Origin of the sequence: Georgenia ruanii (assembly GCF_009193175.1) — a bacterium.
GTDB lineage: Bacteria > Actinomycetota > Actinomycetes > Actinomycetales > Actinomycetaceae > Georgenia > Georgenia ruanii.
In genome coordinates, this window is sequence record NZ_VUKE01000009.1 from 44,685 (window position 1) to 56,381 (window position 11,697).

Here is an 11,697-nt window from a genome sequence, read left to right on the forward strand (position 1 = left end):
ACCGGCGGGCCACCGCCCTCTGCTGCACTCCCCCGGACACCGTCCGCATCACCGCAGGGGGAACCATGCGCAGAAGCACCCTGGCCGGGGCCGCCGCCCTCGCCCTGACCCTGACCACCGCCACCGCGGGCGTCGCCGCCCAGCCCGCCGGGCCCGACGGCGTCCGGCTCACCGGCCGGGCGGTGCTGCCCGCGGACACCTTCGTGCCCGGCAGCGAGCCGTCGGGGTTCTTCACCGGCAACCCCGCCGCCCCGTTCCCCGGCCAGCCCGTCCAGGGCTTCTCGGCCGTGCACGCCCTCGGCGACGGCACCTACCTCGTCATGAGCGACAACGGCTTCGGCAACAAGGCCAACAGCGCCGACTTCCTGCTGGCCGTCCACCACATCCGCCCGGACCTGGAGACCGGCGAGGTCGAGGTGCTGCCCGGCGGGTTCACCCTCTCCGACCCCGACCGCCTCGTGCCGTGGGAGATCTGGCGCGACGGCGGTTGCACGGCGGCGGGCGAGCTGCCCGCCGGCTACACCTGCCCGGCGGACCGCCGGCTCACCGGCTGGGACTTCGACATCGAGTCGATGCAGATCGCCAAGGACGGCACCTTCTGGTTCGGCGAGGAGTTCGGCCCGTACCTGCTGCACACCGACGCCCGGGGCCGCCTGCTCGACGCGCCGCTGCCGACGCCAGGGGTGCAGTCGCCGTCGAGCCCCCAGCTCGGCGACGCCGTCGCGAACCTGCCCAGCTCCAAGGGGTTCGAGGGGATGGCGATCGCGCCCAACGGGCAGCGGCTCTACCCGATGCTCGAGGGCGCCACCGCGGAGGACAAGGCCGCCGGGCTGGGCAGCGACCTGCGCATCTACGACGTCCGGCTCCACCCCACCCGCGGCGCCCAGTTCACCGGGGAGTACCTGCGCTACCGGATGGAGTCGCCGGACCACGCGCTCGGGGACTTCATCGCCGTCAACGCCCACGAGTTCCTCGTCATCGAGCGCGACAGCCTCGACGGCGCCGAGGCCGCGTTCAAGCGGATCTACCTCGTCGACATGCGCGACACCGACCGCGACGGGTACGTCGAGAAGGAGCTGCTCGTCGACCTCATGGCCGTCCCGGACCCGGCCGACGTCGGCGGCATGGGCGAGACGTTCACCTTCCCGTACTTCACCATCGAGGACGTCGAGATCCTCGACGAGCGCACCATCGCCGTCCTCAACGACAACAACTACCCCGCCACCGGTGGGCGCGGCGACGACGTCGTGGACGTCAACGAGTTCCTCACCATCGAGCTCGGCGAGCCGCTGAGGGTCGACCACCGGCTGCTGCCGGCCGACCCGCGCCGCTGACGCGCCCGCGCTCCGCCCGCCGGCTCCGGGCGGGCGGGGCGCTCAGGCCGCCGTCGGCCGGGCGGCCTCCACCCGCACCACCGCCACCACCGGCGCCTCGTACAGCACGCCGCGGGCGACGGAGCCCAGGCGCAGCTCGGCCAGCCCGTGGCGGGCCCGGCTGCCGACGACGACGACGCTCGCGTTCGCCGCCTCCTCCACCAGGGCCTCGACCGGGTGCCGCCGCGCCTCGTGCACCTCCACCGGCACGTCCGGGTAGCGCCGGGACCACTCCGCCGCCAGCCGCTCGACGGCCTTGGCCTCCTCCGTGGCGGCCGTCTCGCGCATGTGCTCCACCTCGGCGTCGCGGAACTCCGGCAGGGGCCGCTCGCGCGGGGCGGCGTGCACCATGCGGACCCCGAGCCCGCGCCGGCGTGCCTCCTCGAAGGCGAACTGGATCACCTCGGGGGGCTGGTCCCGCGGGTCCACGCCGACCACCACCGGCGCCCCGGGGACGGGCACGGTGTCCCGCACCACGACGACGGGCCCGTGCGCGTGGGCGCTCACCTTCTGGGAGACCGAGCCCAGCAGCCGCCCCGCGATCCGCCCGAGCCCCCGCGCGCCGAGGATGATGACGCCGGCGTGCCGGGACGCGTGGACCAGCGCGGTCGCCGCGTCCTCCATGACCACCGCGCTGGTCACCACCAGGTCGGGGTGCGCCTCCCGCGCCTGGCGGGCGGCGTCGTCGACGATCCGCTTCGCGGCGCCGTGGATGCGGTCGAGGTCCGCGGACGTGACGGCGCCGTAGACCCGGGAGTACTCCGTCCAGGCGACGGCATAGAGAAGGTGCAGGCCGGCCTTTCGGCGCTCCGCCTCGTCGGCCGCCCACCGCACCGAGCGCTGATCCTTGTCCGTGCCGTCCACCCCGACGACGACTGCCCCCGGCGGGACCGCCTCGACGTCCTGCGACATGGCGCCACCCCTTCCGCTGGCCCGCCCGGCCCTTCCTCGTGGCCCGCCCGGCCGGCGCACGCCCGTGTGGCCGACCGACATCGTGAGCGTCCCACCCTCCGGCGGACCCCGCAAGGACGGCGGTCGCCACCGCCCGTTCCGGCCCGGCCGCGTCCTCCTCCCACCCTGGCTAACGTCGGTGCATGGCCGCGGTGCCGGACGGCTGGCAGGACTTCTTCGTCGCCATGGCGGGCGGCTCGGCGGCCCTCGCCGGGCTCGTCATGGTCGCCCTGTCGGTCAACATCAAGGCGATCCTGGCGCTGCCGTGGCTGCCGCCCAGGGCTGGTGCGGCCGTCGCGTCGCTGGTGCTCGCCGTCGTCGTGTGCGGTCTCGCCCTCGTCCCCGGTCAGCCCGCGGCGCTGCTGGGCGCCGAGGTGCTGGTGGGCGCGGGCCTCACCGCCGTGCCGCGCCTCGTCTACCTGCGCCGGTCCGCCGGGCTGCCGCAGGTCACCCCCGCGGCCCGCACGGCAAGCATTGTCCTCACCGTGCTGCAGCTGGTGCCGCTGGTCGTGGGCGCCGCGCTGCTCCTCGCCGGCTTCACCGGCGTCGGCTGGATCGCGGCGGGCATCCTGCTGGTCGTCGTCGCGTCGATGCTGGACGCCTGGGTGCTCATGGTCGAGATCCTGCGCTGAGGGCCGCTCGTCGCGCCGAAGGCTCGTCCGGAATCTCCCACCACCGCCCCCTGTCCGGTACTACGTTGTGCCCGGCGAAGCCCAACGTTCGGCAAAGGGCCTCGTGCGGGCCGGCCACGGCATCGACGCCCAGCCGGCCCGGACCTGAGACGACCACGGCCTCCTGTGGGGGTCGAGAGGGGGAGCACATGAGACAGCCATGGCGTCGTGCCCTGGTGGCGACGACGGCGACCAGCGCGCTGGCGGTGGGCGGGCTGACCGCCCCGGCCCTGGCGGCCGATCCGGTGGATCGCGGGCGCGCGGGCGACCCGACGATCACCGTGCCGATCAACGACTCCGAGGCGGGCGGCACGTACGACCAGGTCTTCGAGCGCGCCTACGCCGGCGAGACGCCCGAGGGCACCCCGGTGTACGTCTACGTCCCGCTGGGCGCGCTGGCGGGCCCGGCCGGCGTGGACAGCCTCGACCCGGCCTTCGACCACAACCCGAACGACGAGTTCGTCCCGTGCGCGGACAAGAGCGCCGAGGACTACCGGCTCACCCAGGCGCAGATCGACTACCTGGGCGACGAGCTCAAGAACCAGATCGTCGCCGTCGACGAGGCGCACTTCGGCGAGATGGGTCCGGCCGACCCGAGCGACCCGGAAAGCAAGTCGCTGGTCACCCTGGTCTACAACATCCAGGACGAGTCCTACTACGACTGCTCGGTGACGACCTACACCGCCGGGTACTTCGCGCCGCACTTCATGCAGTCCCTCGGCATGAACGTCATCGTCCTCGACGCCCTGGACTGGAAGAACCGGATCGGCGACCCCACCGCCGTGCCGTGGACCGACGGGGACCCGAGCAACGACCGCCCCGAGCTGTACGAGGGCGTCATCGCCCACGAGCTCGAGCACCTGCTCATGAACTACTCCGACCCGGGCGAGCTGTCCTGGGTGGACGAGGGTCTCGCGGACGTCGCGGCCTTCCTCAACGGCTACGACATGACCGGCAGCCACCTCACCTACCAGCAGGTCTTCCACCGGGAGACGTCGCTGACCCGGTGGGGCGGCGGGCTGGAGAACTACGGCGCCTCCTTCTCCTTCTTTGCCTACCTGTGGGAGCAGGCGGGCGGCAACGGCGGCGGTGACCTGACGCCGGACCTCGCGTACGACGGCACCGCGGGCGACCTGCTCATCAAGCTCATCTTCGCCGAGCAGGCCGACGGCATGGCCGGCGTGCAGAACGCCATCGACGCGTTCAACGCCCAGACCGGCGCCCACCTGCGCTCGGCGGACGAGCTGTTCCAGGACTGGGCCGTGACGATGTACCTCGACGACGAGGACTCGGCGCGGTTCGACCTGAAGAACTTCGACCTCGGCCCTGCCTCGGGCGGCTGGACCGTGGACATCGCCAACGACGTCTTCTGGGACGGCCGCGGCACCTACCAGGGCGCCCAGCCCGGCGCCAAGTGGGGCAAGCTGCCCAACCGGCCCGACGGCACCGCGCTGCCCTTCGGCGTCTCCTACGAGAAGTTCCGCAACCCCGGCCCGCGGGTCTCTCTGAAGTTCGACGGCGACAAGACCACCGTCGTCGCCCCGCACAGCGGCCCGACCCACTGGTGGGGCGGGTACGCCAGCCAGTCGGACCACGTCCTCGGCCTGGACACCCCCGTCACCGGCGGGGAGACGGTGACCTTCTGGAACTGGCACTTCATCGAGGAGGGCTGGGACTACGCCTTCGTCGAGGCGCTGGTGAACGGCGAGTGGGTGACCGTGCCGGTCACCGACGTCGCCAGCGGCAAGGTCGTCTCCAGCGACGCCGACCCGCACGGGAACAACACCGAGGGCAACGGCCTGACCGGCACCTCCGGCGGGGCGTACTTCGTCGACGAGCCGCAGTACCTGCAGTACGCCGTGACCGTGCCGGCCGGCGCGACCGACCTGCGCTGGCGCTACTCCACCGACGCGGCCTACCTCGACACCGGCTGGTTCATCGACGACGTCGCCGTGGGCGGCCAGGCGGCCACCGTCGCGCCCGACGGCGAGGGCTGGATCGAGACCACCGGCGCCCAGAACAACAACTGGACCCTGCAGGTCATCTCCCGCTGCGACCTCACCCCGGGCAAGACCACGCGGGGCGAGATCGCCGACGGCGCGGGCAACTTCGTCTACCGGTACACCGGCAACCAGATCACCACCGACACCTTCGAGACGAAGTGCGCCAACGGACCCGGCTCCGACTTCGTGGTCTCGGTGTCGAACCTGCCCACCGGGGACCTGGCCGTGCTCGACGCCGGCTACGACTACTCGGTGGTCAAGCAGAAGAAGTAGCACCTGGGGCGTGCGCACCGGTCTTCGCGGCCGGCGCGGGCGCACCGATCGACGACGGCGCCGCCGGACCTTCCCGGCGGCGCCGTCGCACGTCGAACGTCCGCGGCGCGGACGACCCGCGGCTCAGTAGGGCAGCATCCCGGCCAGCACCGGCGTGGACTGCAGGTACACCAGCACGCACAACAGGAGCAGCAGCGCGATGCTGTAGCCGATCCCGCGGCGCAGGAGCTCCGGCTCGCTGTGGGGCCGAGCGATGGCGGCGGCCGCGATGGTGAGGTTCTGCGGGCTGATCATCTTGCCGACGACGCCGCCCGAGCTGTTCGCCGCGACCAGCAGGTGCGGGTTGATGCCGGCATGGATGCCGGCGGTCTGCTGCAGCTTGGCGAACAGGGCGTTGGAGGAGGTGTCCGAGCCGGTCACCGCGGTGCCCAGCCAGCCCAGGATCGGGGAGAAGAAGGCGAAGATGCCGCCGGTGGCCGCCATCCAGGTGCCGATCGTGACCGTCTGCCCGGACTGGTTCATCACGTACGCCAGCGCCAGCACGGTGGCGATGGTCAGGATGGCGAAGCGCATGTCGCGGATCGTGCGGAAGAACGCCCCGATGCCTTGGCCGACGGTGATCGGCGCCCGGTCCCGGTCCCCGACGGTGGCGTAGACGATCGTGACGATGAGTCCGGTGATGAGCAGCATCGTGCCCGGGCTGGACAGCCACTGGAAGCTGTAGATGGCCGAGGTCGCGGGCTTGCCATCGGCGGCGATCAGGTGGCCGTACAGGCCCGGCCACTTGATGGGCACGTCCGTCGAGGCGAGGGCCGCGGGGAGGTCCACGCCCACGCGCCACAGCTTGCCGACGCCGAAGATGATGATGACGAGCCAGTAGGGCAGCAGGCCCAGGATCACCCGCCGGGGCGTGAGCCCACGGGCAGTCTCGACCACGTGAGAGCGCTGGTCGTCCGGCGTGGTCGGCCGCCACCAGCGCAGCATGACCACCGCGGCGGCGAAGGAGCCGAGGGACGCCACGACGTCGGTGAGCTCGTAGGTGAAGTAGTTCGACGCCCACCACTGCAGGATGGCGAAGACGACCCCGGTGACCGCCGCGACCGGCCAGGCCTCCCGGACGCCGCGCCAGCCGTCCACGAGGAAGAGCAGCAGCGTCGGAACGATGAAGGCCAGCAGCGGGGTCTGGTGGCCGACGACGGCGGCGATCTCGGCCGGCGGGATGCCCGTCACGCCGCCCGCCGTCGTGATCGGGATGGCCATGGCGCCGAAGGCGACGGGCGCGGTGTTGGCGACCAGCGCCGTGACGGCCGCGCGGACCGGGGGCAGGCCGAGCGCGACGAGCATCGCGCCGGTGATGGCCACCGGGGCGCCGAAGCCGGCGAGCGCCTCCAGGAGCGCGCCGAAGCAGAACGCGATGAGCATGGCCTGCACCCGCATGTCGCCGCTGCCGACGGCGCTGAAGGTGGCGCGCACGTCGTCCATCCGGCCGCTGATCACGGTCAGCTCGTAGAGCCAGAGCGCGGTCAGGACGATCCAGAGGATGGGGAACAGTCCGAAGGCGGCACCCTGGGTCGCCGAGAGCAGGGCCAGCGGGACGGGCATGTTGAAGGCGATGACGGCGACGAGCAGGGCCGCGGCGAGCGCGCCCAGCGCGGAGACGTACGCCTTCAGCCGCAGCACGCCCAGGAGGACGAAGAACACCACCAGCGGGATCAGCGCCACGAGGGCGGAGGCGAGCAGGCTCCCCGCCACCGGGTCGGTCTTCGGTGTGAAGGTCGCGGCCAGGACTGTCGATGTCATGACGGCTCCATCGCTCAGATGTCGGCCTGGCGAGCGGTCGCCAGGGGCCGCCACCAGGGTGCGCCCACATGGCCCGCCGCGCCTGCCGAGAGGGACGATTCCCCCAAAGAGGGCAGCCGAGGCCGACCTGTCAGCGGGTCAGGGTGAAGGTGTCCAGCACCTGCCCGTCCGGCGTGATCGCCGTGCCGACGAGGCGGTCGGCGTAGACCGCCAGGTCGAGGTAGTGCAGCCGGGCCGCGCTCACCACGGTGAACGGCTCGCGGCCCACCGGGCGGGTGCCCGCCCCGCCACCGGAGACGACGTAGGTGACGCCGTCCTGCGGGGCGGTGCGCTCGTAGTCGTGGTCGTGCCCGGCCAGCACGAGCGGGACGTGGGACCTGGCGAACAGCGGGGCCCACGCCTCCCGCACCTGCGCGGTCGACCCGTGCACCCCGGCGGAGTAGGCGGGGTGGTGCATCGCGACGACGGTCCACGTGCCCGGCGCGACGGCGGCGGCCAGCGTCCGCTCGAGCCAGCGGGTCTGCCCGCGGTCGTCGACCCGGTTGGAGTCCAGGACGACGATCCGGACGGGGCCGACCTGCTGGACGTACCAGGGGTGGTCGCGGCCCAGGGCGCGCAGGATCTGCTGCTGCTCGCCGCTGACCTCGTCGTGGTTGCCCAGCACCGGCACGAGCTCGGCGCCGGTGTCGAGGACCGGGGCGAAGGGCCGGGTGACGACGCGGTCGACGAGCGCCGGGTCGCCGACGTCGTAGACCAGGTCGCCCAGCAGGACGAGGGCGGCGTAGGGGTCGGCCCCGCCGTGCCGGGCCATCTCCGCGGCGACGGCCCGCTCCTTGTCGCTGCCGGTGCCGGTGTCCCCGGCGACGGCGAGCCGCACGAGGGGCCGGCCCTCCGCGCTGCTGCCCGGCGCCCCCGGTGACGGCGCGGACGACGCCGCCGGTGCGGACGCCGTGGCAGCCGGTGCACCCGGCTGCCCACCGCCGGTCCCGCCGGTGTTCAGGACCGAGCCGAGGAACCCGGGCGCGAGCACGGCGAGGGCACCGGCGACGACCACGAGGGCCAGCGCCAGCCACAGGATCAGCCGTCGAGGCATGGCCCCATCGTGCGCCGGGCGGGCCCGCCACGCGGCGGCTTCCGGTGGGGATGGTGTGAAGCCGCAGCCGCGGGGTCCCGGTGGCGATCCCCGGAGGCGGGCGTCAGGCGGAGCGGTCCTCGAGATCGCGCTGGACGACGGCGGTGTCCAGGTCGCCCAGGCCGCGGGCGGTGATGTCGCCGAAGACCTCCTGCAGCACGGGCAGCTGGCGCACGGCGACGCCGGTGCGCCGTGCCTCCTCGGCGGCGAAGGCAAGGTCCTTGACCATGAACTTCGCCGGCCCGGCGGGCGTGTAGTCGTGGCCGACCAGCCGGGACTTCTTGACCTCGAGGAGGCGGGAGCCGGCGTAGCCCCCGCCGAGGAGGTCGAGGAGCCGGGCCAGGTCGAGGCCGGAGCGCTCGGCGATGACGCTGGCCTCGCCCAGGGCGACGGTGGTGGCCGCGACGATCAGCTGGTTGCATGCCTTGGCCACCTGCCCGGCGCCGATGGGGCCGAGGTGGACGGCGGTGCCCAGCGCGCCCAGCCACGGCAGGGCGCGTGCGACGTCCGCCGGCGCGCCGCCCACCATGATCGACAACGTGCCCTCGGCCGCGCCCTCCACGCCGCCCGAGACCGGGGCGTCGACGACGGCGAGCCGCCCGCCGGAGCGGCGGGCGACGTCCTCGGCGAGCGTCCGCACGCCGTCGGGCGAGCTGGTCGAGGAGAGGACCAGGACCGCCGGGGCGGACAGCCCGGCGAGGAGCCCGCCGTCGCCGTGAAGGACCTCGGCCACCTGGGGCAGGTCCTGGACCATGCTGACGACGACGCCGCAGCGGCCGGCCAGTTCGGCGGGCGTGGCCGCCCAGCGGGCCCCGGCCGCGACCAGCTCCTCCGCGCTGGCCCGCCGGCGGCTGTGCACCCACAGCTCCGCACCGCGCTCGCGCGCCGCCCGGAGCAGGCGCGCCGCCATGGGCCGCCCCATGGCGCCCAGCCCGATGAGCCCGACGTTGTCCTCCGACATGCGCCCTCCTCGCCGCGTCCGTGTTCCCCGGGGGAGCCTGCCACGTGGGCGCGTCGGGCGGGGAGGACGGGTCGGTGGGCGAGAACCCGCGGGCTCGGTGCCGGCGCGTCGACCCGGGCTCGGTGCCGGCGCGGACCGAAAACCCTTCGCACCTACGCACCCCGCCCGGTACGGTCTCGGGCGTTGCCCACCGCCGGGAGAGCCTGGAGGCTCGCGGGCGGCCGACCCCACGCTGAGAGAAGGCTTCGTCCATGGCATGTCGTATCAGCGAGCTCGTGCTCGGTTGCCGGGACCCCGAGGCGCTGGCGCGATTCTGGTGCGAGGTCCTGGACTTCGTCGTGCTCGATCGCGAAGAGGACGGCAGCCTCGAGATCGGGCCGCGTGAAGGGTTCGGCGGCCCGCAGCCGACGATCATCCTCAGCCGCAGGGACGAGCCGGAGCCGGGCAAGCCCGGGCTGCACATCGACGTCAACGCCACCGACCGCGACCAGGACGCCGAGCTCGAGCGCCTCCTCGAGCTCGGGGCGCGGCCGGCCGACATCGGCCAGACCGGCGAGGAGTCCTGGCACGTCCTGGCCGACCCCGAGGGCAACGAGTTCTGCCTGCTCAGGACCCGCCTCGACCCGCTCTGACGGCGCCGCTTCCCCGGGGAGGGGCTAAGCCACGCCGGTGAGCCAGCGCCGCGACATCAGCTGGCTCACCGCCACCGAGCCGGCGATGGCGATCATCGCGGGCAGCAGCAGCGCCGGGCCCCGGTCGGTGAACTCCACGACGAGCAGCAGGGCCGTGAACGGCGCGCGCATGGAGGTGGCCAGGAACGCCCCGGCCGCGACGAAGGCGAAGGCCGCGACGGGGGTCCCCGGCCACACCAGCACCCACAGGCCGCCGAACGCACCGCCGAGCGCCGCCCCGATCGCCAGGGAGGGCGTCAGCGTGCCGCCGGCCGCCCCCGCACCGATCGTCGCGGTCGTCGCCGCGGTCTTGAGGACCGCCAGCGCGGCGAGCAGACCGACGGAGGTGGTGGCGGCGAAGGCCACCTCGCCGAGCGCGCGCCCGTTGCCGAGGAGGAACGGGAACGGGACGGCGAGCAGACCGACGACCAGGAAGACGGCCGGCATGACCAGCAGGATCGCCGAGCCCCGCGGCCGGTGGCGCGCGGCCAGCTGGGCGAGCACCACGAAGCCGTGACCGGCCAGGCCGAGCAGCGGCCCGGCCACCACCGCCCAGGCGACGAGCGACGGCGTCACCTCCACCTGCGGCAGCGTGTACAGCGGACCGGCCGGCAGGGCCAGGCGGGCGACGAGCGTCGCGATCGCCGCGGTCGCCAGCGCCGGGACGGCGGTGGCGAACGTGACCTGGGCGAGCAGGACCTCGAGGGTGAACAGGGCGCCGCTGACCGGCACGTCGTAGACGGCGGCCAGGCCCGCCCCGGCGCCGCACGCGACGAGGGTGCGGCGCTCGACCGCGGTCAGGCCCACCTTCTCGCTGAGCCAGCCGGCGAAGAGCGCGCCGAGCTCGCGGGGGGCGACCTCCCGGCCGATGGAGGCGCCGAGGCCCACGACCACGACCTGGAGCGCGGCGTTGGCCACCGTGGCGAGCCACGGCATGCGCGCCCCCTGCACGCTGTCCTGCACCGAGACCACCGGCTTGGCCCACCGGCGCAGCGCCCACCACCCCAGCGCGCCGACGACGCCGGCGATCGCCAGCGCCAGCACCCGCCGCCACGGCGCCGACCCGACGACGCCGGAGAGGAACGTCCCCGCCGAGTAGCCGTACGCCAGGTGCTCGACGGCGTGCAGGCCCAGGCTGACGACCATCCCGCTCACGCCGCCCCCGACGCCGATGAGGGCGGTGACGACGGCGAGGCGCACCAGCCGCATCCATTCCGCAGGCGCCGCCCGTCCCCTCACGCCGCGATCGTAGTCGGCCGCCGCGGGCCGCCCGCCGGCGCCGGCCGGGCCCGTGACCAGCGGCGTCGCGAGGGCTCGGGCCGTCGGGTCGTGGGCCGCCGTCGGGGACCGTGTCACCCCTGCGGACGGTGGGGCGGGAGGCGCAGCCCGGCCTCGAGGAAGGCCAGCTGGTCCGACGCGAGGGACAACCGCCCGGCGCCGCTCCGGGCGGAGGCGCGGTGCGCCTGGCGGCGCAGGTCCGCGCACAGCCGGCGGTGCTCGACCGCGCGGTCGGCGAGCCAGTCGGCCCACAGGTCCCGCGCGCGCGGGTCCGGCTCCTGCTGCGCGAGGGCGAGGTCGTCGTCGAGCTCGGCGCCCACGCGGGCGAGGTAGGCGGCCTCCGAGGCCAGGCCGCCGACGAGGGCACCTCCCGCCTCCGCCGCACCCACGGCGCGCACCGCGGCCTCGAGGGAGCGGCGCACCTCGGCCCGCAGGCGCCCGAGGGGATCGACGGGGGGCTCGAACCGGGGGCCGCGCAGCCGGCGCGCGGCCCGGCGGAGGGTTCGGACGACGGCGTCAACGCCCATGGCCCCACCTCTGCCTGCCGCGCAGCGATGAGGTCCACGATAGGTCGCGGCCCCACC

General features: G+C 74.3%; 10 protein-coding genes. 4 read left to right on the forward strand and 6 right to left on the reverse strand.

The annotated features are described in order from the left end of the window. Positions 1-65: 65 nt before the first annotated feature. Complete coding sequence (locus GD880_RS10195; RefSeq protein ID WP_152231525.1) at positions 66-1,334, forward strand: esterase-like activity of phytase family protein; 1,269 nt, start codon at positions 66-68, stop codon at positions 1,332-1,334. Positions 1,335-1,376: 42 nt separating this feature from the next. Here GD880_RS10195 and GD880_RS10200 read toward each other — a convergent pair whose 3' ends face one another. Further along, positions 1,377-2,285, reverse strand: coding sequence for a universal stress protein (locus GD880_RS10200; RefSeq protein WP_193314444.1), 909 nt, complete (start codon positions 2,283-2,285; stop codon positions 1,377-1,379). Positions 2,286-2,467: 182 nt separating this feature from the next. Between GD880_RS10200 and GD880_RS10205 the strand changes: the two genes are divergently transcribed. Together GD880_RS10205 and GD880_RS10210 are read left to right on the forward strand one after the other, a co-directional pair. Next, positions 2,468-2,956, forward strand: a complete 489-nt coding sequence (locus GD880_RS10205; RefSeq protein WP_152231527.1) for a hypothetical protein — start codon at positions 2,468-2,470, stop codon at positions 2,954-2,956. A gap of 188 nt (positions 2,957-3,144) precedes the next feature. Continuing rightward, positions 3,145-5,271, forward strand: coding sequence for a M6 family metallopeptidase (locus GD880_RS10210; RefSeq protein ID WP_152231528.1), 2,127 nt, complete (start codon positions 3,145-3,147; stop codon positions 5,269-5,271). Positions 5,272-5,394: 123 nt separating this feature from the next. Here GD880_RS10210 and GD880_RS10215 read toward each other — a convergent pair whose 3' ends face one another. The 3 genes from GD880_RS10215 to GD880_RS10225 all read right to left on the reverse strand — a co-directional run bounded on the left by GD880_RS10215 (position 5,395) and on the right by GD880_RS10225 (position 9,164). After that, a complete protein-coding gene (locus GD880_RS10215) occupies positions 5,395-7,071 on the reverse strand; it encodes an L-lactate permease (RefSeq protein WP_152231529.1) in 1,677 nt (558 codons plus the stop codon). A 130-nt stretch (positions 7,072-7,201) separates the two neighbouring features. After that, positions 7,202-8,164, reverse strand: coding sequence for a metallophosphoesterase family protein (locus GD880_RS10220; protein ID WP_152231530.1), 963 nt, complete (start codon positions 8,162-8,164; stop codon positions 7,202-7,204). A gap of 103 nt (positions 8,165-8,267) precedes the next feature. Then, positions 8,268-9,164 carry an NAD(P)-dependent oxidoreductase gene (locus GD880_RS10225; protein WP_152231531.1) on the reverse strand — a complete coding sequence of 299 codons (897 nt, stop codon included), beginning with the start codon at positions 9,162-9,164 and terminating at the stop codon, positions 8,268-8,270. A 251-nt stretch (positions 9,165-9,415) separates the two neighbouring features. Between GD880_RS10225 and GD880_RS10230 the strand changes: the two genes are divergently transcribed. Beyond that, on the forward strand, positions 9,416-9,796 hold the full coding sequence (locus GD880_RS10230) for a VOC family protein (RefSeq protein ID WP_152231532.1): 381 nt from the start codon (positions 9,416-9,418) through the stop codon (positions 9,794-9,796). A 24-nt stretch (positions 9,797-9,820) separates the two neighbouring features. On the opposite strand, the gene GD880_RS10235 is transcribed toward GD880_RS10230, so the two are convergent. Both GD880_RS10235 and GD880_RS10240 read right to left on the reverse strand, forming a co-directional pair. Continuing rightward, entirely contained in the window at positions 9,821-11,074 is a 1,254-nt protein-coding gene (locus GD880_RS10235; protein ID WP_226909551.1) for a chloride channel protein, read from the reverse strand. Between the two features lie 113 nt (positions 11,075-11,187). Then, positions 11,188-11,640: a hypothetical protein gene (locus GD880_RS10240; RefSeq protein WP_152231533.1), complete on the reverse strand. Its 453-nt coding sequence runs from the start codon at positions 11,638-11,640 to the stop codon at positions 11,188-11,190. Positions 11,641-11,697 lie beyond the last annotated feature (57 nt).

Excerpts from the sequence above, each read along its gene's own strand:
- GD880_RS10195 (WP_152231525.1), top strand. The coding sequence starts at position 66 with ATGCGCAGAAGCACCCTGGCCGGGGCCGCCGCCCTCGCCCTGACCCTG.
- GD880_RS10200 (WP_193314444.1), bottom strand. The coding sequence starts at position 2,285 with ATGTCGCAGGACGTCGAGGCGGTCCCGCCGGGGGCAGTCGTCGTCGGG.
- GD880_RS10205 (WP_152231527.1), top strand. The coding sequence starts at position 2,468 with ATGGCCGCGGTGCCGGACGGCTGGCAGGACTTCTTCGTCGCCATGGCG.
- GD880_RS10210 (WP_152231528.1), top strand. The coding sequence starts at position 3,145 with ATGAGACAGCCATGGCGTCGTGCCCTGGTGGCGACGACGGCGACCAGC.
- GD880_RS10215 (WP_152231529.1), bottom strand. The coding sequence starts at position 7,071 with ATGACATCGACAGTCCTGGCCGCGACCTTCACACCGAAGACCGACCCG.
- GD880_RS10220 (WP_152231530.1), bottom strand. The coding sequence starts at position 8,164 with ATGCCTCGACGGCTGATCCTGTGGCTGGCGCTGGCCCTCGTGGTCGTC.
- GD880_RS10225 (WP_152231531.1), bottom strand. The coding sequence starts at position 9,164 with ATGTCGGAGGACAACGTCGGGCTCATCGGGCTGGGCGCCATGGGGCGG.
- GD880_RS10230 (WP_152231532.1), top strand. The coding sequence starts at position 9,416 with ATGGCATGTCGTATCAGCGAGCTCGTGCTCGGTTGCCGGGACCCCGAG.
- GD880_RS10240 (WP_152231533.1), bottom strand. The coding sequence starts at position 11,640 with ATGGGCGTTGACGCCGTCGTCCGAACCCTCCGCCGGGCCGCGCGCCGG.